This is a genomic window from Chelatococcus sp. KU-N122 (assembly GCF_055391085.1).
In genome coordinates, this window is record NZ_AP043981.1 from 8038914 (window position 1) to 8064103 (window position 25190).

Sequence of the window (25190 nt, forward strand, 5' to 3'; positions counted from 1 at the left end):
AGCCTTTGAAATCCGCCTCAATCAAAGTTCGGGGATGATGCGCTTCGTCGTCGTCGCGGCCCTCTCGTGCCAGCAATATCTCGCGATCGCTCTGATCTACGCCGCCGTTCCCGTCATCATGCGGCAGGGCGGCGCGCCGCTGGAGCTGATTGGCCTGTTCGGCACCGTCTTCTTCGCCTTCTCGATCAATTTCCTCTGGGCGCCCGTGGTCGACCGCTACAGCCTGGGCCGGCTGGGACTGCGGCGATCGTGGATCTTCGCCATGCAGCTTGGCAGCGCCGCGCTGGTGGCGCTGATGGCCGCCTGTGATCCTCGGCACGATTTTTCTCCGATCCTCGCCCTCAGCTTCGGCCTGGCCGGGCTGGCGGCCACGCAGCGCATTGCCACGCTCGGCTACCTGGCGGAGGCGCTGGGCGAGAACGAACGGGCGCTCGGGACCGCCCTGTTCGGCTGGGGCGGCGCGCTCGGCAACGCCATCGGCGGCGCCCTCTGCCTACAGCTCATCGACGCCGTCGGCTGGCGCCCGGCCCTGCTCGGCTTCGCCGGACTTCTCGTGGTCTTTGCCGCAGGCATCCTGATTGTGCCGGAACCCAAACGAGACGATCGGCGTGCAGCCACGCCGACGCCGTTGCTCGGCATCATCGCCAGCGCGCGGCTCTGGACGGCCGTAGCGGTCATCGCGCCGGCCGTGTTCGGGATCGCCCTGGCCTTCGCCATGGTCCAGCCGCGGCTGGTCGACCTCGAGTTCGGTACCGTCGACATCGGCTACATCGGCGCCGCCGCCAACGTCGCCACCTTCACGGTGGTCGGCCCCCTCGCCGGCTATGCCATCGCCCGGGTCGCACCAGGACGGGCGGTGGTCGGCAGTTGCCTGCTCCTCGCCGTCTGCTTTGCCCTCCTGGTGGTGGCCGAGCATTGGCCGGCCGCGCGCCTGCATGCCCTGCTGAGCGTCGCCGCCGTCTTCTCCGCCCTCGCCATCCAGCACGTCGCGTTCACCACGTGGTTCCTCTCACTCGCCAAGGCCGGCGAGGCGGCCACCGACGTCACCTTCCTGACCTCGATGATGTCGGCCATCGCGCTGCTGGGCTTCGCCGCCAGCGGCGTCGTGGCGCAGCGGCTGGGCTATGGCTCCACCCTGCTCATCGCCGGCCTGGGCTATCTCCTCAGCGCCCTACTGGCGCTCGGCTTCGCGCTCCACCGCCGCGCGGCCGGATGGCCCGAGCCGGCAGGAGGACGACGGTGAGCCTGCTCGTCGACGCCTTCCGGCCGTCCCGCGGACCGAGCCTGCTCAAGCCGGTCCGCATGCGGCTCTGCCTCGCCATCCTGCTGCAGGTCGCATCGTCCGCCCTCGTCCTCGCACCGCTCATCGGGCTGACCGAGCTGGCGCGCACCCTGCTCGGCGACGACGCCGGCCGCAGTGAGCGCGCCTGGCATATCGTCGCCTGGTCCGCAGGCGCCCTGAGCGCCGGCCTGGCGCTGCGCGGCCTCGTCCAGCTCATCACCCACCTCGCCGACAGCGTTCTGTCCCTGCACCTGCGCCGCCGGCTCGCCGAACGGCTCTCCCGTGCGCCGATCGGTTGGTTCACGGCCAACAGCAGCGGCCGCATCCGGCAGGCCATGCAGGACGACGTGACGGCGATCCACCACCTGGTGGCGCACAGCTATGTCGATCTCGCCGATGCCGTCGCGACGACGCTGTTCGTCTACGGCTACCTCGCCTGGGTCGACTGGCGCATGACGCTGGTCGCGCTGCTGCCGCTGCCGCTGTTCGCCATGCTCTACGGGCGGGTCATGGCGGCGTGCGACGACGAGACGATGGCCCGCTACGGCGGGGCGCTGGAGCGCGTCAGCCACGCCGTCGTCGAGTTCGCGCAGGGCATTCCGGTCGTGAAGTCCTACGGCCGGCAAGGCCAGGCCCACGCTGCCTACCGTCGCGCCGTGGACGATTTCCGCAGCTTCTTCCTCGACTGGGTCCGCCCCCTCATCGAGCCCGAGACGCGGGCGTCGATCGCCATCGCCCCCGTCACCCTGCTGCTCATCGTGCTGGGCTTCGGTATCACCTTCGCGAGCCTCGGCTGGATCGAGCCGTGGCGGGTGCTGCCCTTCGCGGTGATCGGCCTCGGCATCTCGGTGCCGGTCGTCGCGTTGAGCGGCGGCGCGCAGGCGCTGCAGGTGGCGCGCGCCGCGACCACGCGCATCGACGCGCTGCTCGCCATCCCCGAGCAGCCCACAACCACGGGCAGGCTGCGCCCACCGGGAAGCGACGTCGTATTCGAGCACGTGTGCTTCTCCTTCGGGGCCGAGCGCGAGATCCTGAGGGACGTGTCTCTGACGCTGCGTCCGGGCACCGTGACCGCGCTCGTCGGGAGCTCCGGGTCCGGCAAGTCGACGCTGGCCAAGCTGATGCTGGGCCTCGACCGGCCCCAGAGCGGGCGGATCACCCTCGGCGGCGCCGACCTGACGGACGTCGACGCGGCTCATCTCCACCGGCAGATCGGCTTCGTCCCGCAGGAGGTGCGTCTTCTGCGCATGAGCATCCGTGACAACATCGCCTTGGGGCGGCCCGATGCAACGGACGCGGAGGTCGAAGCCGCCGCCGGCGCCGCCCACGTCCACGAGCGCATTCTGAAGCTTCCGCGCGGCTACCAGTCGGTCTACGGGGAGGACGCGCGGCTGTCCGGCGGCGAGGCGCAGCGCGTGAGCATCGCGCGCGCCCTTCTGCTCGATCCGCCCGTCCTGGTGCTCGACGAAGCCACGGCGCAGGCGGACGCCGAAGCAGAGGCCGCGATCCAGGACGGTCTGAGCGCGCTGATCGCCGACGGCCCGCGCCGCCGCACCGTCCTGATCATCACGCACCGGCTTCGCAGCATCGCCGGCGCCGACGCGATCGTGGTGCTCGCGGACGGCGCGATCGCCGAGACCGGCTCCCACGGCGAGCTCGTGGCGCGGAACGGCGCTTACGCGCGGATGTGGCGCGCGCTCGAGGCGCCCGTCGGCCCAACGGCAGCGTCATGATCCTGAGCCGCTTGTCCAGGCTGCTGTCCGCGGACGATGGCGCGCGGCTGACCCGCTACGTCCGCTGGACGCTCGCCTATTGCGCCGTGCAAGGGGCGACCTTCGCGCTGGCGGCCCCGCTCGTCGGAGCGCTGCTCGAAGGCGAGATCGCGCGGGCCGCCGCCTGGCTCGCGCCGCTGCTGATCGGAACCGCGGTGACGTGGCGGCTGCAATATGCCGCCGCGCAAGGTGGCTTCGACGTGGCGCTGGCGCTGCTGGATACCCTTCGCCACCGGATCGGCGAGCACGTGGTGACGCTGCCGCTGGGCTGGTTCACGCCCGACAACGTCGGCCGCCTCGGCGTGACGCTGAGCCAGGGCGTCATGGACATCCTCGGCCTGCCGGCCCACCAGCTCACCCCCCTGCTGCGCGCCGTGGTCACGCCGGTGGTCCTGGTCGCGGCGCTCGCCCTCTACGACGTGCGCATGGCGCTCGCGGCGACGATCGTCACCCCCGCCGTCGCAGCCGTCTATTGGTGGGCCGGGCGGCTCGGCCGTTCCGTCGACCGGTCCGCGCACGCCGCGGCGGCCGAGGCCGGCGAGCGCATGGTCGAGTTCGCGCAGAGCCAGTTCGTCCTGCGGGCCTTCGGGTGCGGCGAGCGCGGGCACGCGGTGTTCGACCGAGCCCTGGTGGCGCAGAACCGCGCCAGCCGGCGGCAGCTCTGGGCCGTCCTGCCGCCGCTGCTCGCCAACTCCTGGGTCGCCCAGCTCAGCTTCCTGAGCCTGATGGCCTGCGCCACGTCCCTGGCGCTCCAGGATAGCGATCCCCGCCGCGTCGCGGCCCTCGTCGCCGTGCTCGTGCTGGTCAACCGCATCGTCGAGCCGCTGACGGAGGTCGCCGCCTACAGCGCGGGCATCCGGATGGCGTCGGCTCACATCGAGGCGGTGGAGGAGATCCTCGCGGCCCGCCCCCTGTCGGAGCCCGCCGTCCCGGTGGCGCTGCCGACGCGCCACGATGTCGTCTTCGATCGGGTCGGCTTCGGCTACGGCCCGGGTGCGCGCGTCCTCGACGGGCTCGCCCTGACGCTGCCTGCCCACACGACGACCGCCCTGGTCGGCGCTTCGGGCGCGGGCAAGACCACGATCCTGCGGCTCATCGCGCGCTTCTGGGACCCCGACGTGGGCTCGATCCGCGTCGGCGGCGTGGATCTGCGCGATCTCGAGCGCGCCGAGCTGACGAGCCTCATCGCGCCGGTGTTCCAGGATGACTACCTGTTCGCCGGCACGCTGCGCGACAACGTGCTGCTCGGCCGTCCCGATGCCGACGAAGCCGAGCTCCACGAAGCAGCTGCCATGGCCCGGCTCGACGATGTGATCGCGCGCCTGCCCGCGGGCTGGGACAGTCCGGTCGGCGAGGCCGGGGCGCAGCTGTCGGGCGGCGAGCGTCAGCGGGTATCGATCGCGCGGGCGCTGCTCAAGCGTGCGCCGATCCTGCTTTTCGACGAGGCGACGGGTGCGCTCGACGCTGAAAGCCAGGCGGCCGTCACCGAAGGGCTTCGCCGCCTGCATGGTCGCGCCACGATGCTGGTGATCACCCACCAGCTCGACACGCTATCGCGCGTCGACCGCATCGCCGTGCTCGACGGCTGCCGTATCGTCGAGCAGGGCACCCACGACGAGTTGATCGCCTTGGGCGGCCGCTACGCCAGCTTCCGCAACGCCCGTGCCGCCTCCGAGGGCTGGACACTGCGGCCAGGCAACCGCCCGGCCGAAGCCCGCCGCGATGCCGTGCGCTCCGGATGACGGCCGCGCAGCCGGCGAACGACGGGCGCCTGCCCTCTACTCCGCCGCCTCCGCCAGCTGAGGCGCCGGGTTGCGGAACACGGCCAGCAGTGCCGCCTCGTTGTCCTTGGCGGTCTTCAGGCTCTTCTCCTTGACGTGACCATAACCGCGGATCTGCTCGGGGATCTTGGCCAGGTCGACGGCCGTCTTGTAGTTCGCCGACGTCAGCCCCGACAGGATCTCGCGGACCAGGGTCTCGTAGTCGGTGATGAGCTGCCGCTCGGTGCGCCGCTCCTGGGTGTAGCCGAAGATGTCGAGCGGCCCGCCGCGCAGGCCCTTCAGCCGGGCCAGCAGCTTGAAGGCGCGGAACACCCATGGCCCGAAGGCGCGCTTCTTCAGTTCGCCGGTGTGCGGATCACGGGGCGCAAACAGCGGCGGCGCCAGATAGACCTTGAGCGTGTAGTCGCCGTCGAACTGGCGGCCCAGCTTCTCCTTGAACGCCGGGTCGGTGTAGAGGCGCGCCACCTCGTACTCATCCTTGTAGGCCATCAGCTTGAACAGGTTATGGGCGACGGCCTGGGTGAGATCACGGCGGCTCCCGAGCGTCGCCTCCGCCCGCTCCACCTCCGCAACGAACGCGCGGTAGCGCGCCGCGTAGGCGGCGTCCTGGTAGGCGGTGAGGAAGCCGGCGCGGCGGCCGACGACCTCGTCGAGGCTCGGCGCTTGCGGCGGCGCGGGCGCCAGCAGCGGCCGCGCGATCGTCTCGACCTCGGCTGGGGCGTGGGCGGCCAGCCGTCCCCAGGCGAAGGCACGCTTGTTCATGTCGACGGCGGCGCCGTTGAGCTCGATCGCCCGCTCGATGGCCTCCAGCGACAAGGGTACCAGCCCGCGCTGGAAGGCGTAGCCCAGCATGAACAGGTTGGTGGCGATGGAGTCGCCCATGAGAGCGGTCGCCAGCTCCGTGCCGTCGATGAAGTCGATGCCCTTCTCGCCCACCGCCTGGCGCAGCGACCGCCTCATCGCCGCGGCCTCGAAATCGACGTCCGGATTGATGACGAAGCCCGCCGTCGGCTGCAGGTAGTCGTTGACCACCGCGCGGCTGACGCCCGTCTCCACCTTGGACAGCGCGGCAGCGCTCGCCGCCACCACCATGTCGCAACCGAGCAGCAGGTCGGCGCCGCCGGGCGCGATGCGCACCGCCGCCAGGTCCTCGGGCTGCGCCGCCAGCCGCACGTGGCTCATGACGGCGCCGTTCTTCTGCGACAGGCCGGTGAAGTCGAGCACCGTGCAGCCCTTGCCCTCCAGGTGCGCCGCCATGCCGATCAGGGCGCCGACGGTGATCACGCCGGTGCCGCCGATGCCGGTGATGAGCATGCCATAGGGCTCGATCAGCGGCTTGGACTGGGGCAGCGGCAGCGCGGCGAACGGATCGCGATCCGCAGCCGCCGCCGGGCGGCCCTTGGCGGAGGGCTTGGTCAGCTTGCGCAGCGAGCCGCCGTGGACGGTGACGAAGCTCGGGCAGAAGCCGTTGACGCAGGAATAGTCCTTATTGCAGTTCGACTGGTCGATCTGCCGCTTGCGGCCGAACTCGGTCTCCAGGGGCTTGACGGAGACGCAGTTGGACTTGACCGAACAGTCGCCGCAGCCCTCGCAGACCAAGTCGTTGATGAAGACCCGCTTGGCCGGATCCGGGTACAGCCCGCGCTTGCGGCGCCGGCGCTTCTCGGCGGCGCAGGTCTGATCGTAGATCAGCACCGTGACGCCGTCGGTCTCGCGCAGCTCGCGCTGCACATGGTCGAGATCATCGCGGTGGAAGACGTCGGTGTGGGGCGGGAAGTAGCCCGCCGGCGGGTACTTCTCGGGCTCGTCGGACAGCACGACGAGGCGCTTGATGCCTTCCGCCGCCACCTGGGCCGCAATCTGACCGACGGTGAAGCTGCCTTCGGCCGGCTGGCCGCCGGTCATGGCGACGGCGTCGTTGTAGAGGATCTTGTAGGTGATGTTGACGTTGGCGGCGACGGCGGCGCGGATCGCCAGGATGCCGGAGTGGGTGTAGGTGCCGTCGCCCAGGTTCTGGAAGATGTGCGGCTCGCTGGTGAACGGCGCCTGGCCGATCCAGTTGGTGCCCTCGGCGCCCATGTGGGTGATCATCGAGGTGCGCCGGGCCGGGATGTACATGGCCATGGCGTGGCAGCCGATGCCGGCCAGCGCCCGCGACCCTTCCGGCACCTTGGTCGAGGTGTTGTGCGGACAGCCGGAGCAGAAGAACGGCGAGCGCACCGTCTTGGTCGCGGGCGTCGCACCGATCTGCTCGAACGAGGCCAGACGCGCCAGACGCTGATCGAGGCCCGGATCCTGGTGGCCGAGCCGCTTCAGCCGGGAGACGATGGCGCCGGCGACCAGCGTCGGCGACAGCTCGCCTTCGCTCGGCAGCAGCATGGAGCCGGCTTCGTCGCGCTTGCCGACGACGCTGGGGCGCCGGGCGGCATCCATGTTGTAGAGATATCTGACCAGTTGGTCCTCGACGAAGCCGCGCTTCTCCTCGACGACGAGCACGTCGGTGAGCCCCTCGGCGAAGCGCAGCGCGCCCTCGCGCTCGAGCGGCCAGGTGAGGCCGACCTTGTAGATCCTGATGCCGAGCGCGCTCGCCTGGGCGTCGGAGATGCCGAGGTCGGCGAGCGCCTGGCGGGCGTCGAGATAGGCCTTGCCGGTGGTGAGGATGCCGAAGCGGGCCGGCGTGCCCGGCGCGCTGTCGAGCACGATGCGGTCGATGGCGTTGGCGCGGGCGAAGGCGGCCACCGCCGCCATGCGCGCGCCGTGCAGGCGCGCCTCCATCACCAGCGGCGTATCGCCGACGCGGATGTTCAGCCCATCCGGCGGCATCTCGAAATCGCCCGGCCGGACGATCTGGATGCGCGCGGGGTCGACGCGCACGGAAGCCGAGCTCTCGACCGCCTCGGAGATCGCCTTGAAGCCCACCCAGCAGCCCGAGAATCGCGACAGCGCAAAGCCGATCAGGCCGAAATCCAGGTACTCCTGAACGGTCGCGGGGTTGAGGATCGGCATCATCGCCGCCTCGAACACCTGCTCGCTCTGGTGCGCCAGGGTCGACGACTGGCAGCCGTGGTCGTCACCGGCCAGCGCCAGGACGCCGCCGTTCGGCGAGGTGCCGGCGGCATTGGCGTGCTTCAGCGCATCGACGGAGCGGTCGACGCCCGGGCCCTTGCCGTACCACATGCCGAAGACGCCGTCGTAGCGGGCGCCGGGAAACAGGCCGACCTGCTGGCTGCCCCAGACGGCGGTCGCCGCCAGGTCCTCGTTCAGGCCAGGCTCGAAATGGATGTGCTCGGCCTTGAGCAGCTTCTTCGCCTGCCAGAGGGCGTTGTCGTACATGCCGAGCGGCGAGCCGCGATAGCCGGAGATGAAGCCCGCGGTGTTGAGGCCGGCAGCCAGATCGCGCTGGCGCTGCAGCATCGGCAGGCGCACCAGCGCCTGGATGCCCGAGAGATAGATGCGGCCCGAGGGCAGCGTGTACTTGTCCTCGAGCGTGACGTTCGCGAGAGCTGTCATGTTTCGCACCCGTTAGCGGTGGCGGTCATGTCGTTGGAGATATGGGAGTCCCGACTTGGTTTCCCACTATCGAAGAGCCGGGATATCCCATATTATGGGATGACCTTCCGTATTGCGAGATGCTAGAAATCTTCCAGAGGAGAGTCAATCTTGGACGTTGCGGAGAACGCCTTGCCGCCGGACAACGCGTTGGAGCAGGCCATCAAGTCGGAGGTGAAGGGCGCGCAAAGCCTCTTTCGGGCCCTCGACCTGCTCGAATCGGTCGGCGCCAGGCCCAGGGATCTGGCCGAGCTGTCGAGCCGGCTCGGGCTGTCGAAGAGCACCTGCCACCGCCTGGCGTCCGCGCTGGTGCAGCGGCGCTACCTGAGCTTCACCTTGGGAGAGGGCTACGCGCTGGGGCCGAAGCTCCTGGAGCTCGGCTTTCTGGGCCAGGCCCAGAACAGCATCGTCAAATGCGCCAGGCCGTTCCTCCAGGCCCTGTGCCACGAGACCGGGGAAACGGTCCACCTGGCGACGCTCGACGGCGGCAGCATGCTGTTCGTCGACAAGCTGTCGGGCTCTCGCCGCTTCGAATTCAGGTCACGCGTGGGCGAACGCTATCCGATCGCGCCGACCGCCGTCGGCAAGGCACTGGTGCTGGACCAGGATGCGTCCTCCTGGCGCTCCTACTATGAAGCCGTGGGCGAGATCATGCGCCCGGTCGTCGACGTGGAGAGCTGGCTCAAGGCGTTCCACACGTACGTGGACAACGGCTACACGCTCGATCGCCAGGAGAGCGATCCCAATGCCATGTGCGTCGCCGCCCCGGTGCGCGCCGCCGGCGGCAAGATCGTCGCCGCCATCAGCGTCTCCAGCACGGTCAAGCACATGGACGAGGCGCGCGTCGCCGAGGTGGCGGTTCTGGTCAAGCGGGCGGCGAGCCTCGTCAGCGCCGAGCTCGGCTTCTCCGACGCGGCGCCGGACGGGATCGCGCCGGCCCACGGGCGCGGCACGCGCCTCCCCTGACTCGTCCGAGGCGCCTCCGCCGCCAGGTGCGCGCCGACCGCTAATCTGCGCAACATCGTCGACTTCGGGAGCCTGTCATGACCCCTCGCTATCTCCTGGCCCTCCTGGCTGGAGTGCTGCTGGCGTTCGCGGCTGATTCGGCGAGCGCCGTCGGCTTCCAGTGGGCCATGGTTCCCGACAGCGACGGCCAATCGCTCGAGGTCGCCATCTGGTACCCCAGCGACGCCGGCGCGGCGCCCCAGCAGTTCGGCCCCTTCCGGCTGACCGTCGCGCCGAACGGCGCCGTCGCAGGGACGGCGCTCCCCCTCGTCGTCATCTCGCACGGCACCGGCGGATCGGCGTTGAACTCCTACGACACCGGGATGGCACTGGCCGAGGCCGGCTTCGTCGTCGCGGCGGTCACCCACGGCGGCGACAATTACAAGGAGCGGAGCAGCGCCTTCACGCCGCAGAACTTCGCCAAGCGAGCGCAGCAGATCAGCCAAGTCATCGATCATATGCTCGGCCGATGGCCCGGGCGCAGCAGCCTCGATCCGGCGCGGATCGGCATCTTCGGGCATTCGGCCGGCGGCACGACCGCGCTGATCGCCATCGGCGGCAAAGCCGACTGGGGCCGCGTCGTCGCCTTCTGCCGGGAAACGCCGGACGACTGGGGATGCCGCAACGGCCGGCAGCGCGGCAATGCCGATGCAGCGCCCGGCCATGACATGCCGTTGATCGTGCACGCGGATGGGAGGATCAAGGCAGCCGTGGTGGCGGCCCCGGCGCTGGCCGTCGCCTTCGCACCGGACGGCCTGGCCGACGTGAAGGTGCCGGTTCAGCTTTGGGTTGCCGCCGACGATACGATCGTACCCAACGCCGCGCTGTTCCGATCGCTGCTACCGACCCCGCCCGACGATCACCTTGTCGCGAGGGCCGGCCACTACGCGTTTCTGGCCCCTTGCGGCGAGGCGCTGGCCGCGCGCGCACCGCACATCTGCAAGGACGCGGACGGTTTCGACCGGCCAGCCTTCCTGCGCACATTTCAGCAGTCGATGATCGCGTTCTTCAGGCAGCGGCTGGTGCCAGCGCCGTGACGGCCCCGCCCCCGATGCGGATCGAGCCGCCTCCGGCGTCAAGATCACGACCTACGCAAACTCGGCGCGGCCGTTGTTGAGCACGACGATGTCGCGCTCGGCGACCTTGGCGCGGAACGACACCTCCCCGCCCTCGCCCGTCCAGATCTCGGTGACGATGGTCTCGCCCGGATAGACCGGCGAGGTGAAGCGCACGTCCATGCGCCGCAGGCTTTCCGGCCGCGATCCGCCCACCGCCTGCAGCAACGCCCGGCCGGCGACGCCGTAGGTGCACAGCCCGTGCAGGATCGGTGCCTTGAAGCCGCCGGCGGCCGCAACCTTGGGGTCGGCGTGCAGCGGATTGTAGTCCCCGGAGAGGCGATAGATCAGCGCCGCCTGCGGCAGGGTCGGGATGGCGACGCTGAGATCCGGCGCGCGCTCCGGCATCGGGTGCGGCGCCGGCGCCGGGCCGCTCGAGCCGCCGAAGCCGCCGTCGCCGCGCAGGAAGCTGGTGCCGCTGACCCGGCACAGCAGGTCGCCGGTCTTCTTGTCGATGACATCGCGATCCGAGAACAGCAGCGCGCCCTTGCCGGCGCCCTTGTCGATGATGTTGGTGACGCGGGTGCGGCCGATGACGGTGCCCGCCGCCGGCAGCGGCTTGAACACCTGGAGGCCCTGCTCGCCATGGAGAACCTTCTTCCAGTCGACGCCGGTCGCCGGGTCCTTGACCCAGAAGCCCGGATAGCCGAGCACCACCGCCATGGTCGGCAGCGCCGCCAGGTTCTCCTCGTAGACGAAGCGCAGCTGGGCCTCGTCCAGCGGATCGGCGCCGACGCCGAGCCCCAGCGCGTACAGCATGGTATCGCGCGCGGTATAGGTGTGCTCGAGGTCTTCGAACGGCCAGTTCAGCAGTCGCTGGGGATCGATCGGCATCGGAGCGCTCCTCCTTGAGCCCGTTTGTTGATGCTTCTTGGCCGGACCTTGTCACAGCGCCCGCTGTCGATCAATCTGCGAAAACGATTTTTGCAAAGCCAGCCGACGGCACCGGGCGCCGCGCAGGATATGGGGCAACAGGAGCCGGCTTCGTGCGCAACCATGCGACGATGGTTGCCAGAGCCGGCAAATGTGTACAAGACGCGCGCAGAGGGCGACGCGCAAAGGGAGCGAATGCCAAAGACCAAGCCGAGCAAGGCATCCGGACGGACCCGACCAGCATCGGCCGTTGGGGACGACGGTCCGATCAACGGCGTTTCGCCCCCGGCGAGCCCACGGACCGTGCGCGAGGGCGGCGGCAGCCGGGCGGCGACGCGGCGGCCGCGGGAGGGCGCGACCGACACCGAGGGCGGGCGTCTGTTCGTCGCCGCGCTGGCGCGCGGGCTCGATGTGCTCGGCGCCTTCCGCGCCCGCGACGGCGCGTTGGGCAACCAGGAGCTGGCCGAGCGCACCGGCCTGCCCAAGCCCACCATCTCCCGCATCACCCACACGCTGATGCAGCTGGGCTATCTCACCTACAATCCGCGGCTCGCCAATTACGAGCTCGGCGCGCGCACGCTGTCGCTGGCCTTCGCCGCGCTGTCCAACCTGGACATCCGGCGGGTCGCGCGGCCGCTGATGCAGACCTTGGCCGACAGCGGCAACATGAACATCTCGCTCAGTCTGCGCGATCGCCTGCAGATCCTCGCGGTCGAAACCTGCGAGGGCTCGGCGCTGATCGGCCTGCGGCTGCCGCCGGGCACGCGCATGCCGATCGGCAACACCTCGATGGGCAAGGCCTGGCTCGCCAGCGCGCCGGAGGCGGAGCGGTCCACCGTGCTGGACGCGCTGCGGCGCCAGACGCCGGACGACTGGCCGCGCCTCACGCAAGCCGTCGAGCTCGCCATCGCCGAACTGGCGGAGCACGGCTACTGCACGTCGATCGGCGAATGGCAGCGCGACATCAACGGTGCGGCCGCCCCCATCGTCATGCCGGACGGCCGCGGCATCTATATGCTGGCGCTCGGCGGCCCGGCCTATCTGCTGAGCGAGGAGCAGATCGCCAGCCACTACGGGCCGATGCTCGCCGACACCGCCCGTCAGATCGCCGCCCAGCTCGGCGGCACCGGCCGCTGACAGGAACATCTTCTGGTCAGATGGGGGCGCCTGATCGGATAGACATGCTCCAAATCTTTGGAATTTGAAGGGTTTGGGAATCTGGAGGGCTTGCGCCGCGCCGGCGCTCGCGCCCACCATGCAACGAGACCGATCGAACGAGGGCGCGGAGGTGACGATCTACAGCGAGGATAGCCGTCAGTGGGTGCTGCCTCAGGTCCTGGCGGCCCGCGCCGCGACCCATGCCGACAAACGCTTCATCGAGATCGTCGACGGCCAGGCCCTCACCTTCGCGGAGGCCGCGCACGACGCGGACAAGGTCGCCGGCCATCTGCTGGCGCTGGGCGTGGCGCCCGGCGACAAGGTGGCCGTGTTCGTCCGCAACAGTCTCGACTTCGTCCGCGCCTGGACGGGGATCAGCCGGCTCGGCGCCGTCTGCGTGCTGCTGAACACCGAGCTCAAAGGCGCTTTCCTCGCTCATCAGCTGGAGAACTGCGGCGCGGCCATCACCGTCGTCGGGGCCGACCTGCTGCCGGTGCTGGCCGAGATCGCGCCGCGCCTGTCGACGCTGCGGACCGCCCTGGTTGCCGAAAGCGACGAGATACCCGACGGGCCGGCCGACTGGACCCTGCTGCCGTTCTCCGGCTGGCGCGCCGCCACGGCCTATGCCGGCCCGCTACCGCAGGCGCACGACATCGCCGCCATCATGTACACCTCGGGCACGACCGGGCCGGCCAAAGGCGTGTTGATGCCGCATGCCCATTGCTTCCTGTTCGGCTTCGGCACCGTCGACTGCCTGAAGGTCAGCGAAGCCGACACCTATTACATCGTGCTGCCGCTGTTCCACGCCAACGGCCTGTTCATGCAGCTCTACGCCTGCCTGATCGCCGGCGCGACGGCCGTGGTGCGGCGGCGCTTCAGCGCCGCCGCATGGCTGAACGATGTGCGCCGCACCGGCGCCACCGTCACCAACGCGCTCGGCGTGGTCAGCGCCTTCATCGTCGACACACCGCCGCGGCCCGAGGATCGTGACCACAAGCTGCGTCTCGTGCTCGCCGCCCCCAACCCGGCCGACCACGTCCCGGTCTGGCACGAGCGTTTCGGCGTGCCAGCCGTCAGCTCCGGCTTCGGCATGACGGAGGTCAATATGGTCGCCTGGGGCACGGCCGAGGGCACGCGGCCCGGCTCCGCCGGCAAACCCTATGACCGCTTTTTCGAGGTGAGCATCCGCGACGCGGAGACCGATGCCGAGGTGCCCGCCGGGCTCGTCGGCGAAATCATGGTGCGGCCCAGGCTGCCGTCGGGCTTCATGGCCGAGTACCACGCCATGCCGGGCAAGACGGTGGAGGCGTGGCGCAATCTGTGGTTCCACACCGGCGATGCCGGCCGCATCGATGCCGACGGCTACCTCTACTACGTCGACCGCATCAAGGATTGCATCCGCCGCCGCGGCGAGAACATCTCCTCGTTCGAGGTGGAGCAGGCGATCGCGCAATTGCCCGGCGTGGCCGAGGTCGCCGCCTTCGCCGTGCCGGCCACGATGAGCGGCGGCGAGGACGAGGTGATGCTGGCGGTCATCGTCAGCCAGGGCGCGGCGTTGACGCCGGACGACATCGCCCGCCACGCCGACCGCGAGCTGCCGCGCTTCGCCCAGCCGCGCTACATCGAAATCGTCGACGCCTTGCCCAAGACGCCGACCGAGAAGGTGCGCAAGACGGAGCTGCGCCAACGGGGCATCGGGCCGGCGACCTGGGATCGCGAGCAGGCGAAGACGCGCGGCCCCTGACGACGCCATCCATAAGAAGATGGCCGGGCGCGAGCCCGGCCATGACGAACGCACCTTGGATCCGGCGCCGGGACGCGGGCACGCCCGGTTCCGGAGGCATGAGCCGTGGAGCAGCCGAGACTGCTCCACGCCCGGTCAGCCCTCGTAGTGGCCGACGATCGAGATCGAGCAGACGTTCTGGTGCGGGAAGCCGCCCAGGTTGTGGGTAAGGCCGATGCGCGGGAGTTCCTTGCGCTGGCGCTCGCCCGCCCGGCCCTGCATCTGCAGATACATCTCGTAGATCATGCGCAGGCCCGACGCACCGATCGGGTGGCCGAAGCACTTGAGCCCGCCGTCGATCTGGCAGGGGATGGTGCCGTCGGAGTCGTAGAAGCCGTCGAGCACGTCGTGCACGGCCCGTCCCTCGGGCGAGATGTGCAGGTCTTCCATGGTGACCAGCTCGGTCACCGAGAAGCAATCGTGCACCTCGATGAGGTTGACCTCTTCGCGCGGGTTGTCGATGCCGGCTTCGGCATAGGCGCGCTTGGAGGCGATGCGGGTGGTGGCGAAGTAGCTGCCATCCCACGAGTTGTGCTGGGCTTCGGTGCCGTTGGAGACCGACAGCTGAAGGGCCTTGACCGAGATCAGGTTGGTCTTGCCCAGGCTCTTGGCGATCTCGGGCGTCGTGACGATGGCGCAAGCCGAGCCGTCCGACACGCCGCAACAGTCGAAGAGGCCGAGCGGCTCGGCGATCATCGGCGCATTGAGCACGGTGTCGATGGTGATCTTGTTGCGCAGGTGCGCCTTGGGGTTGCGCGAGCCGTTGTCGTGGCTCTTGACCGAGATGTGCGCCATGGCGCGCTTCAGGTCCTCCGGCGCCGTGCCGTGCTTGGCGCGGTAGGCCGCGGCCAGCTGGGCGAACGAGCCCGGCGCCGACAGGTTCGGCCAGGTCATGTTGTTGACCGTGCCGCGCCCGCGCTGCGGCAGGCCGCCGTAGCCGGTGTCCTTAAGCTTCTCGACGCCCAGCGCCAGAGCGATGTCGGCCGCACCCGAGGCGACCGCGTAGACCGCACCGCGGAAGGCTTCCGTGCCCGAGGCGCAGAAGTTCTCGACGCGCGTCACCGGGATGAACGGCAGGCGCAGCGCCACGGCGAGCGGGACCGCCGACTTGCCGACGTGCTGCTCCTCGATGCCCGTGCCGAGCCAGGCTGCGTCGATCTGCTTGGTCTCGATGCCCGCATCGGCCAGCGCCTCGATATAGGCCTCGACCATCAGGTCCTCGGCGTTCATGTCCCAGCGCTCGCCGAACTTCGAGCAGCCCATGCCCAGAATGGCGACCTTGTCGCGAATACCCTTGGCCATCTCAGCTCCTCCCTGCAGCGCCAGCCGGGGCCGCTTTCCAGAAATATCGGCGGAAACCCCGCTGCGTGTCGATATCCTTGACCCGGAACATCATCCGCATGGGACGACCGACCTCCAGATCGCTCTCGTCGACGTCGGTGAAGTCCATCATCCAGCGGCCGCCCTCCTCGAACTGGATCATGCCGTAGGAGGCCGGCGGATCGGGCGAATAGGTCAGCCGGTCGGCGGTGTAGGAGTTGATCTTGCCGGTTTTCTCGGCGAAGGGCTCGGGCACCTGGGTGTCGACGGCGCCGCAATTGGGGTTCACGCAGATCCGGCTCAGCGGATACTGCAACGTGCCGCATTTGGTGCAGTTGCCGCCGGTGAAGCTGGTCACGGCGCCGCGGTTGCGCCACATGGCGGACAGCGCCGTCAGCTTGTCGGCCTCGGCACGCATGCCGCGCTCGATCTCGATGACGTCGTTGAAGGCCAGGAACTTGTTGTAGTTGCCTTCCTCGCGCTTGCGCGCCAGGTGCCCCTTGACGCCGAGACGGCCGGTCGTCTTGGCGTTGGCGGCCGTCACCTCGAACAGCAGCGCGTCGACGCCCTGGCCGAAGCCGACCACCAGGATACGGTCGCCGGGCTTGGCTTGCTCGAGCGCAGCCACCAGCATCACCAGCGGATGGGCCGCGCCGGTCTCGCCGCACACGGCATGCAGGTTGTCGCGCACCGCAGCGTCGGGGATGCCGGCGGCCTTGGCGATGGTGTTGGCGAGCTTGGGCAGCACCGCCGGCATGCAGAAGTGGGTGACGTCGGCGGCCTTGAGGCCGGCCTTGTCGAGCACGCTGGCGATGGCCGGCGGCACGATGGTCATGTAACCGGCGTCACGGATCCAGCGCTCCTCCCAGCCGTAGTCGGTGCCGGAGTCGATGGTGCGGTAGTGGTCGACGAAATCGGCGGAGCGCGTCGCCTGCGCCAGCAGCTTGGCCACCGGCTCGCCTTCGCCCACCAGGATGGCGGCGGCGCCGTCGCCGGCCTGCATCTCGAGCGGGCTCGCGGCCTTGGAATCGCGCTTCTCGGCAGCGACGACCAGCGCCTCACCGCCGCTCGCCAGGGCCTGCAGCAGCGCCGAGGTGCCGGCCCGCTGGGTGGCGGCCACGTCGTTGGAGGCGATCTCTTCCGAGAGGCTGAGCGCGCCGGCGACGACGCCGGCGTTCAACCGGTCGAGGAAGGGGAAGGTGGTGGAGGCGAACAGCAGCGCCTTGACGCCGCCGCGCTCATGCCCGTGCAGGGCGTCGCGGCCGGCCTCGACCGCCATGGTCACCGGGTCTTCGTCCCAGTTGCACATGGCGCGCTCGCCCTTGCCCTGGCTCTTCAGGGCGGCGTTGAACCAGGAATTGGCCTCGGCGATGGCCTTACGCTGCAATCGCAGCCGGGGAATGTAGGCCCCATAGGACAGAATGCCGTACGTCATGCTTCCTCCTTTCGGACCGCTCCGGGCCCTGCCCGAGGGCTCGACGGACGGTGCCGCGGCGTATTCTGGCGAGGCCGGGCGCGGCGCGCCCGGCCCTTGAGCGCAGATCGTGCCGAGCTTGCCCGGCGGATCAGCCTTCGGTCGATGCCGGGCGAGCCCGGCGCTTGAGCGTAGACCGTGCCGGGCAAGCCCGGCCGTTGCGGCTCAGACCGGATCCCAGCCGAAGATGTCGGCCGAGCGGTCGAGCGGATAGAACGACGACTTCAGCGCCGGCAGAGCGTGCGACGCGATGGTCTGCGGCGTCCAGCCCTCGGAGCGCTGCATGCCGCGCAGCGGCCGCGACTGGCCCATCAGGAAGATCTCGTTCATGCGTGCCGCGAAGATCTGACCGGTGACCTCGCGGGACAGGTCGCTTGCCAGGAACACCGCCAGCGGCGCGATCTTCTCCGGCCCCATCGCCTTCATGCGCTCGATCCGCAGCCGCTCCGCCTCCGACTGGGCCGGAATGGTGCCGATCAGCCGGCTCCAGGCGAAGGGCGAGATGCAGTTGGAGCGCACGTTGTAGCGCGCCATGTCGAGCGCGATCGACTTCGACAGGCCGACGATGCCGAGCTTGGCCGCGGCGTAGTTGGCCTGGCCGAAGTTGCCGATGAGGCCGGAGGTCGAGGTGAAGTGGACGAAGCTGCCGCTCTCCTGCTCGCGGAAATACTGGGCGGCCGCGCGAGCCATGTAGAACGAGCCGAGCAGGTGCACCTTGATGACCGTCTCGAAGTCATGGACGCTCATCTTGTGGAAGATGCGGTCGCGCAGGATTCCGGCGTTGTTCACGACGCAATCGATGCGTCCGAACGTATCGACCGCCGCCTTGACGATCGACTCGGCCGGTCCGGGCTCCGCCACGCTGGCGCCGTTGGCGATCGCTTCGCCGCCCGCCGCGCGGATCTCCTTGACGACGTCGGCCGCCGGGCCGGTGTCGGCGCCTTCGCCCTCCGGGTCCACGCCCAGATCGTTGACGACGACCTTGCCGCCTTCCTTGGCGGCGAGCAGCGCGATGTCGCGGCCGATGCCGCGTCCCGCGCCGGTGACGATGATCACTTTACCTTCGAGGCATCCCATCCGCGCTCGCTCCCTTGAATGAGGACTGGCGGGCCGGCATCTGGCCCAACCCGGCATTTGGTCTTCCTTGACACGGGCGAAACGAGCAAGTCAACGCATGCGGAATTGTTTTTCGCAATGCAGCGGACAGCCGGCCCCGCACGGCGTTGAGCGTCTCACTTTCGGAGCGTGCCGTCGAGAGCGCCGCGCGCTCTCGGGGCACCACCAAATCGCAAGAAAAATGGCTCAAGCTCAAAGAGTTGGATGATGTCCACGCAATCAGACGGCCCGATCGGATGGGAGCATGCGCAAGGCACCGGCGTGCCGCGGCGGTTGACTTTCGCGCGGGCTCCCCGCGTGTAGGCCGCATGGCGGGAGGGCATTCACCAAACCGGTTCGATGTGATCGTGCTCGGCGCGGGAGCCGCCGGGATGATGTGCGCCATCGAGGCCGGCAAGCGCGGTCGCTCGGTGCTCATCGTCGACCATGCGTCGGCGCCCGGCGAGAAGATCCGCATCTCCGGCGGCGGACGCTGCAATTTCACCAACCTGAATGCGCAGCCGTCGAACTTCCTGTCCCAAAACCCGAGCTTCTGCATCTCGGCGCTGCGCCGCTATACGGCCCGGCACTTCGTGGCGCTGATCGAGGCGCATGGCGTCGCCTACCACGAGAAGGCGCTCGGCCAATTGTTCTGCGATGGCTCCGCGACCCAGATCGTCCAGTTGCTGACGGGCGAAATGCAGCGCCACGGCGCCGAGCTGCGGCTCGACACGGCGGTGGTGGGCGTCGAGCCGGCCGGCGGGGGCTTCGCAGTGGCGCTGCAGCGCGCTGGGCGGGGCCGGAACGGCGGCACCGCAACGGATGGCGTGGAGGTCGTCGGCTGCAGCTCGCTGGTGGTGGCGACAGGCGGCAAATCGATCCCGAAGATGGGCGCCACCGGCTTCGGCTACCAACTGGCGGAGCAGTTCGGGCTCGCCGTCGTGGAGCCACGCCCGGCGCTGGTGCCGTTGACGCTCGATCCGCCCTCCCTGGAGCGCCTGCGCCCGGCCGTCGGTGTTGCCGTGGAAGCCGTCGCGCGCCATGGCAGAACGCAGTTTGCCGATGGGCTCCTGTTCACCCACCGGGGCCTCAGCGGCCCGGCGGTGCTGCAGGTCTCGTCGTATTGGCGTGAGGGCGACGACATCACGCTGTCGCTGGCTCCCGGCATCGACGTCCTGGCCGAGCTCAAGGCGGCGCGCGTCGGTAACGGCCGCCAGGCGCCGCAGACCGCGCTGGCGGCATTTCTGCCCAAGCGGCTGGCGCAGTTGATCGTCGAGGCGGTGCCCGGCCCGGCCAGGCTCGCCGATTGGCCGGACGCGCAGTTGCGCCGGCTCGCGGCCGCGGTGAACCAATGGACGCTCAAGCCGGCCGGCTCGGAAGGCTACCGTACCGCCGAGGTGACGCTGGGCGGTGTCGACAGCCGCGGCCTCGAGTCGCGGACGATGGCGGCGGCGGGCGTGCCCGGGCTCTATTTCATCGGCGAGGTCGTGGACGTGACCGGCTGGCTCGGCGGCTACAATTTCCAGTGGGCCTGGTCGTCCGGCTGGTGCGCGGGGCAGGTCGTCTGAGCTGCGCGCTGGATCCGGCAAGCAAATAGAAACCATACTCCGCCACAAATATCGTGCAGAGCCGAATCAGGCGCTGCCGCGCGTCGCCGATCGGTTGGGTCGACCGATCGGAGAGAAGCGCTCCGGATTCAAGGAGTTGGAGCACTTTCCGATCTGATGGTCCCCACCTGATCGGCAAATGCTCTAGTCCGAGGGAGAACGACATATGCGGGCTCAAGCCCTGTTCGCGGCCGCACTGGTCGCATGGACCGGTCCCGCCCTGGCCGATTTCCAGTCCTGCGTCGCCAGCTTGCGATCGGCCGTCGTGGCGGCCGGCGTCAGCCCCGCCGTTGCCGACAAGGCGCTCGATCTCACCGCGCCGGACGACAAGGTGGTGCGCCTCTCCAAGGTGCAGCCCGAGTTCAAGATGCCGATCTGGGACTACATCGGCTTCCTCGTCGACGACCAGCGCGTCGACGACGGCAAGGCGCTGATGCGCAAGCATGCGGCGACGCTGAAGGCCGCGGAAGAGCAGTTCGGCGTCAGCCGCTACGTCATCGCCGGCGTCTGGGGCGTCGAGACCAATTTCGGCCAGGACACCGGCGACAACTATCTTCCGCACGCCCTCGCCACGCTCATCTGCACGGGCAACCCGCGCGCCAACTTCTGGCGCGGCGAGCTGATCGCGGCGCTCAAGCTGGTGCAGCACGGCGACCTCCAGCTCAACGAGCTCTACGGCTCCTGGGCCGGCGCCTTCGGCCAGACCCAGTTCATCCCGACCACCTATCAGCGGCTGGCGGTGGATTTCGACGGTGACGGGCGCCGCGACCTGGTCAAGTCGACAGCCGACGCGCTCGGCTCGACGGCGAACTACCTCCGCAAGGCGGGCTGGCGGCCCGGCCAGCCCTACCTGATCGAGGTCAAGGTGCCGTCGGGCTATAGCGGTCCGACCGGCCGCAAGAACCGTGTAGCGCTGGCAACCTATGCCCAGCACGGGGTGACGCGCGCGGACGGCCAGGCGCTCTCGGGCGGCGGCGCCGCAGGGCTGCTGCTGCCGGCCGGCCGCAACGGGCCGGGCTTCCTGGTGTTCCCGAACTTCGACGCGATCTACGCCTACAACCAGGCGGAATCCTACGCGCTCGCCATCTCCTATCTGGCGCAGCGCCTGGCGGGCGGACCCGAGCTCGCCACGCCGTGGCCCACCGACGACCCCGGCCTGAACCGCATCCAGCGCCTGGAGCTGCAGAAGCTGCTCATCGCCCGCGGCTACAACATCGGCGAAGCCGACGGCAAGATCGGCCAGGCTTCACGCGCCGCCATCGCCGCGGCCGAGCAGAGCGCCGGCATGCCGGCCACGGGCCGGGCCGGCACCAAGATCTACCGGGCGCTGGGCGGCCGGTAGTAGCCGCCCCGCCATGTCGCAATCGGACCGGAGCATCCGATTGCGTCGCTACGCCCCGCGCATGGCCGCCTGAGCGCTACACCGCCCGGCCGGCGCCCTTCCAGTAGGGCTCGCGCAGCACGCGCTTGAAGATCTTGCCGGAATCCTCCCGCGGCAGCTCCTGGCGCACCTCGATGTGCTTGGGCACCTTGTAATCGGCCAGATGCTGCTTGAGCTCGGCACGGATCGCCTCCGGCGAGAGGGTGTGGCCCTCCAGCGGCTGCACCAGCGCGATCAGCGCCTCGCCATACTCCGCGTCGGGGATGCCGAACACGGCGCAGTCACGCACCCCGTCGAGCGCGGCCAGCACCGACTCGATCTCGGCCGGGTAGATGTTGACGCCGCCCGAGATGACCATGTCGCGCTTGCGGTCGCAGATATAGAGAAAGCCGTCCTGGTCGAAGTAGCCGACGTCGCCGCAGGTGATCAGTCCGTTACGGTCGATCTCGCGGCGCTTCTCCGGCAGGTTGTGGTAGGTGAAATCCGGATAGTACGAGATCCGCATGAAGATCTCGCCCTGCTGGCCGACCGGCAGAGCGTTGCCGTCATCGTCCTGCACCTCCACGTGCGAGCCGGGGATCGGCTTGCCGACAGTGCCGCGGTGGGCGAGCCATTCGGCGCTGGAGCAGAACACCACGGGACCCGATTCCGTGCCGCCGTAGTATTCGTGCACGATCGGGCCGACCCACTTGATCATCGCCTCCTTCACATCGGGGGGACAGGGCGCACCGGCGTGAATGATGAACTCGAGCGACGACACGTCGTAGCGGGCGAGCACCTCGGCCGGCAGCTTGAGCAGGCGCACGAACATCGTCGGCACCAGCCACAGGTGCGTGAGCTTTTCCTTGTCGATGGCAGCGAGCAGCGCCTCCGGGTCGAAACGCGGCATGACGATGAACAGCTCGGCGAGGCGGGCGGCGCGCAGCGAAAAGGCATTGGGCGCGCTGTGGTACATGGGCGCCGCGATGGCCGTGCGCATCCCCGGGCGGAAGCCGTAGACCAGGTTGCGCATTTCCTCGACCTTGACCCGCTCCTCCTCGGTGGCCGGCCGGCGGCGCACGCCCTTGGGATGGCCCGTCGTGCCGGAGGTATAGATCATGCTGTCGCTGGCGGGCGCCGGCGGCCCATCCTGCGGCGCGTGCGCGGCGAGAAGCTCGTCCCAGGCGTGGGCCCCGGGCGACGGCCGCGCCGCCTCCGGCGAGGTCCGGTACGCCTGGGCGATCTCGGGCGGCGTCGGCACCTCGATCACCGTCACGCCGTCGGGCACCGCACCGCTCAGGCCGGCGAGCAGGTCCGCATGGGCAACGAGCACCTTGGCGCCGCTGTCCGTGAGCACGTAATGCACTTCCTCCGCCTTGAAGTGCCAGTTGACCGGCACCGCATAGGCGCCGAGCCGCTGCGCGGCCAGGCTCGCTTCCAGGAACGGAAAGTCGTTGCGCAGCAGCACCGCCACGCAATCGTCCCGCCCGACGCCGAGCGCCGCGAAGGCGCTCGCCGCCCGGCGCAGCCGCTCGTCGAAGGCCGCCGGGCTCAGAAGCCGCTCACCACTCAGGATTCCATTGGTCAGGCTCACGCTATCCTCGCCTCGTTCGCTTGTCGCCGCGCTCCGTCCGCGGGAACCGGCTGGCTCCGACCGCCCATGGGCGGTCGCGGCAGACGGCGCTTGCACTGGAGCGGACCTTGCGAAATATAGTTTCGCAATTCGCGGGCGCGCACCATAGAGCAAGTTTCCGGGATGTGGAGAGCGCTTTGCGGCTGCGCGCATGTGCGGGGCGAATGGCCCCCGCCTGCGCCACTGCTCCCTTCCGCTTGCGGCGGGGTGCGGGCCGATATGAATCCGGAATCTGAAGGGAGGATCTCATGGACGCGGTACTGGTCGAACATCACGGGCCCGTCGCGCTCGTCCGGCTCAACCGGGAGAAGAGCCGCAACGCGCTCGAGCCGGCGATCAAGGAAGGCTTGCAGACCAACATTCCCGTGCTGATGGCGGACAAGGCGGTGCGCGCCCTGGTCCTCACCGGCACCGGCAACGCCTTCTGCGCCGGCGGCGACATCCGCGACATGAAGGAGCGCGGCGGCCCGGTCATCCGCGCCCGCCTACAGCGCTCCCACAGCTGGGCCGAAAAGATCCTCACCGGCGAGAAGCCGGTCATCGCCGCCGTCAATGGCGCGGCCGCCGGTGCGGGCTTCTCGCTCGCCATGATGTGCGACATCGTCCTCGCTGCCGATACGTCGTTCTTCAAGGCGGGCTTTCCGGGGCTGGGCGCGGTGCCGGACCTGGCGCTGGCGATGACGCTGCCGCGGGCCATCGGCATGGCCCGCGCCCGGGACCTGCTGCTCACCAACCGGCGCGTCGAGCCCCAGGAGGCCGTCGACATGGGCATCGCCTCGCGCATCGTCCCGGCTGACCGGGTGGTCGAGGAGGCGCTGGCGCTGGCAGCAGAGCTCGCGGCGGGGCCTGCCGTGTCGCTGGGCCTGACCAAGACCATGCTGAACAATGCCTATAGCCGCACCGACGACTTCCTCGCCTTCGAGGCCATGGCCCAGGCCATCGCCTTCGACAGCAAGGAGTTCGCCGAGGGCGTGAGCGCCTTCCTGGAGAAGCGCAAGGCGCGCTTCGCCGAAGTCGGATAGTTCGCCGGACTCGGATAGGTTTGATGGAGGGCCTGGCTTGACCGGGCCCCCATTCCGTCATGGGAGGCTGCGATGGATTTCGCGCTGACGCCGGAGCAGGAGGCGATCCGCGATGCGGTCGCCGACATCGCCGCGCGCTTCGACGACGACTATTGGCTGGCGCACGACAAGGACGGCGGCTTTCCGCACGAGTTGCACCAGGCGCTCGCCCGGGAGGGCTTCCTCGGCATCTGCATCCCCGAAGAGTTCGGCGGCTCCGGCCTCGGCATCACCGAGGCGGCGATCATGATGCAGGCGATCAGCCAGTCGGGCGCCGGCATGTCCGGCGCCTCGGCGGTGCACATGAACATCTTCGGGCTCAACCCGGTGGTCGTCTTCGGCACCGACGAGCAGAAGCGGCGCATGCTGCCGCCGTTGGTGGCGGGCGACGAGAAGGCCTGCTTCATGGTGACCGAGCCGGATGCCGGCCTCAACACCACGCACCTGAAGACGCGCGCGGTGCGGGACGGCGACCGCTATATCCTGAGCGGCAAGAAGATCTGGATCTCCACCGCCCAGGTCGCCGACAAGGCGCTGATCCTGGCCCGCACCACCCCGCTCGACGAGGTGAAGCGGCCGACCCAGGGCCTGAGCCTGTTCTACACCGACATCGACCGCGACTACGTCGAGATCCGCGAGATCGAGAAGATGGGCCGCAAGGCCGTGGACTCCAACCAGGTGTTCCTTGACGGCCTGCCCGTCCCGGTCGACGACCTGATCGGCGAGGAGGGCAAGGGCTTCGATCTCATCCTGCATGGGCTCAACCCCGAGCGCGTGCTGATCGCGGCGGAATCGGTCGGCCTCGGCCTCGTCGCCATCGAGCGGGCGTCGGACTATGCCAAGGAGCGCATCGTCTTCGATCGGCCGATCGGCCAGAACCAGGGTATCCAGCATCCGCTGGCGCAGGCCTGGATGGAGCTGGAAGCCGCCCGCCTGATGACGATGAACGCCGCCTGGCGCTACGACAACGGCCTGTCGTGCGGCGCCGAGGCCAACAGCGCCAAATTCCTGGCGGCGGAGGCCGGCTACAAGGCCTGCCAGACCGCGGTCATGACCCACGGCGGCTTCGGCTACGCCAAGGATTTCCATGTCGAGCGCTACCTGCGCGAGATCATGATCCCGCGCATCGCGCCGATCAGCCCGCAGCTCATCCTCTGCTTCATCGCCGAGAAGGTGCTCGGCCTCCCCAAATCGTATTGATATCAAGTCGTATTGATATCGTCAGGAATTAATTCCTGACAAATGGATGAGCGGACTTGACCCCGCCATCCATCCACTCAACAACACCGCCTGCCGGCGGCAGCTGCCGGCAAACGGGAGGT

At 69.4% G+C, this 25190-nt stretch carries 17 protein-coding genes; 11 read left to right on the top strand and 6 right to left on the bottom strand.

Annotated features, from left to right (window positions below):
• Positions 1 to 34 precede the first annotated feature (34 nt).
• From ACZ5PO_RS36295 to ACZ5PO_RS36305, 3 genes are read left to right on the top strand one after another with little or no spacing between them, the layout of a single operon-like run.
• Positions 35 to 1243: an MFS transporter gene (locus tag ACZ5PO_RS36295; protein ID WP_464187673.1), complete on the top strand. Its 1209-nt coding sequence runs from the start codon at positions 35 to 37 to the stop codon at positions 1241 to 1243.
• On the top strand, positions 1240 to 3015 hold the full coding sequence (locus tag ACZ5PO_RS36300; protein WP_464187675.1) for an ABC transporter ATP-binding protein: 1776 nt from the start codon (positions 1240 to 1242) through the stop codon (positions 3013 to 3015). The genes ACZ5PO_RS36295 and ACZ5PO_RS36300 overlap by 4 nt, the downstream gene beginning before the upstream one ends.
• Positions 3012 to 4796 carry an ABC transporter ATP-binding protein gene (locus ACZ5PO_RS36305; protein ID WP_464187677.1) on the top strand — a complete coding sequence of 595 codons (1785 nt, stop codon included), beginning with the start codon at positions 3012 to 3014 and terminating at the stop codon, positions 4794 to 4796. The genes ACZ5PO_RS36300 and ACZ5PO_RS36305 overlap by 4 nt, the downstream gene beginning before the upstream one ends.
• A 36-nt stretch (positions 4797 to 4832) precedes the next feature.
• Here the strand turns inward: ACZ5PO_RS36305 and ACZ5PO_RS36310 are convergent, their stop codons facing one another.
• Positions 4833 to 8345, bottom strand: a complete 3513-nt coding sequence (locus ACZ5PO_RS36310) for an indolepyruvate ferredoxin oxidoreductase family protein (protein ID WP_464187679.1) — start codon at positions 8343 to 8345, stop codon at positions 4833 to 4835.
• 150 nt (positions 8346 to 8495) lie between these two features.
• On the opposite strand from ACZ5PO_RS36310, the gene ACZ5PO_RS36315 reads away from it, so the two are divergent.
• Together ACZ5PO_RS36315 and ACZ5PO_RS36320 are read left to right on the top strand one after the other, a co-directional pair.
• On the top strand, positions 8496 to 9350 hold the full coding sequence (locus tag ACZ5PO_RS36315) for an IclR family transcriptional regulator (protein WP_464187681.1): 855 nt from the start codon (positions 8496 to 8498) through the stop codon (positions 9348 to 9350).
• Between the two features lie 77 nt (positions 9351 to 9427).
• Positions 9428 to 10426 (top strand): alpha/beta hydrolase family protein, encoded by a 999-nt coding sequence (locus ACZ5PO_RS36320; RefSeq protein ID WP_464187683.1) that lies wholly within the window; start codon positions 9428 to 9430, stop codon positions 10424 to 10426.
• Between the two features lie 51 nt (positions 10427 to 10477).
• Here ACZ5PO_RS36320 and ACZ5PO_RS36325 read toward each other — a convergent pair whose 3' ends face one another.
• Positions 10478 to 11338: a MaoC/PaaZ C-terminal domain-containing protein gene (locus tag ACZ5PO_RS36325; RefSeq protein ID WP_464187685.1), complete on the bottom strand. Its 861-nt coding sequence runs from the start codon at positions 11336 to 11338 to the stop codon at positions 10478 to 10480.
• Between the two features lie 342 nt (positions 11339 to 11680).
• Here ACZ5PO_RS36325 and ACZ5PO_RS36330 point away from each other — a divergent pair, with 342 nt between their 5' ends.
• Together ACZ5PO_RS36330 and ACZ5PO_RS36335 are read left to right on the top strand one after the other, a co-directional pair.
• Positions 11681 to 12514 (top strand): IclR family transcriptional regulator, encoded by an 834-nt coding sequence (locus ACZ5PO_RS36330; RefSeq protein WP_464187687.1) that lies wholly within the window; start codon positions 11681 to 11683, stop codon positions 12512 to 12514.
• Positions 12515 to 12665: 151 nt separating this feature from the next.
• Positions 12666 to 14279 (top strand): AMP-binding protein, encoded by a 1614-nt coding sequence (locus ACZ5PO_RS36335; protein ID WP_464187689.1) that lies wholly within the window; start codon positions 12666 to 12668, stop codon positions 14277 to 14279.
• Between the two features lie 135 nt (positions 14280 to 14414).
• Here ACZ5PO_RS36335 and ACZ5PO_RS36340 read toward each other — a convergent pair whose 3' ends face one another.
• From ACZ5PO_RS36340 to ACZ5PO_RS36350, 3 genes are all read right to left on the bottom strand, one after another.
• A complete protein-coding gene (locus ACZ5PO_RS36340) occupies positions 14415 to 15620 on the bottom strand; it encodes an acetyl-CoA acetyltransferase (RefSeq protein WP_464187690.1) in 1206 nt (401 codons plus the stop codon).
• Between the two features lies 1 nt (position 15621).
• A complete protein-coding gene (locus ACZ5PO_RS36345) occupies positions 15622 to 17073 on the bottom strand; it encodes a hydroxymethylglutaryl-CoA synthase family protein (protein ID WP_464187692.1) in 1452 nt (483 codons plus the stop codon).
• Between the two features lie 204 nt (positions 17074 to 17277).
• On the bottom strand, positions 17278 to 18189 hold the full coding sequence (locus ACZ5PO_RS36350; RefSeq protein WP_464187694.1) for an SDR family oxidoreductase: 912 nt from the start codon (positions 18187 to 18189) through the stop codon (positions 17278 to 17280).
• Positions 18190 to 18536: 347 nt separating this feature from the next.
• On the opposite strand from ACZ5PO_RS36350, the gene ACZ5PO_RS36355 reads away from it, so the two are divergent.
• Together ACZ5PO_RS36355 and ACZ5PO_RS36360 are read left to right on the top strand one after the other, a co-directional pair.
• Positions 18537 to 19775 carry a BaiN/RdsA family NAD(P)/FAD-dependent oxidoreductase gene (locus ACZ5PO_RS36355; protein ID WP_464187696.1) on the top strand — a complete coding sequence of 413 codons (1239 nt, stop codon included), beginning with the start codon at positions 18537 to 18539 and terminating at the stop codon, positions 19773 to 19775.
• Between the two features lie 205 nt (positions 19776 to 19980).
• Positions 19981 to 21156, top strand: coding sequence for a lytic murein transglycosylase (locus ACZ5PO_RS36360; protein ID WP_464187698.1), 1176 nt, complete (start codon positions 19981 to 19983; stop codon positions 21154 to 21156).
• Positions 21157 to 21232: 76 nt separating this feature from the next.
• Here the strand turns inward: ACZ5PO_RS36360 and ACZ5PO_RS36365 are convergent, their stop codons facing one another.
• The gene (locus tag ACZ5PO_RS36365) at positions 21233 to 22768 is read right to left on the bottom strand and encodes an acyl-CoA synthetase (protein WP_464187700.1); all 1536 of its coding nucleotides are present in this window, start codon (positions 22766 to 22768) and stop codon (positions 21233 to 21235) included.
• 287 nt (positions 22769 to 23055) lie between these two features.
• Here ACZ5PO_RS36365 and ACZ5PO_RS36370 point away from each other — a divergent pair, with 287 nt between their 5' ends.
• Together ACZ5PO_RS36370 and ACZ5PO_RS36375 are read left to right on the top strand one after the other, a co-directional pair.
• Positions 23056 to 23829, top strand: a complete 774-nt coding sequence (locus tag ACZ5PO_RS36370) for an enoyl-CoA hydratase/isomerase family protein (protein WP_464187702.1) — start codon at positions 23056 to 23058, stop codon at positions 23827 to 23829.
• A 72-nt stretch (positions 23830 to 23901) separates the two neighbouring features.
• Positions 23902 to 25068, top strand: coding sequence for an acyl-CoA dehydrogenase family protein (locus tag ACZ5PO_RS36375; RefSeq protein WP_464187704.1), 1167 nt, complete (start codon positions 23902 to 23904; stop codon positions 25066 to 25068).
• Positions 25069 to 25190: the final 122 nt, after the last annotated feature.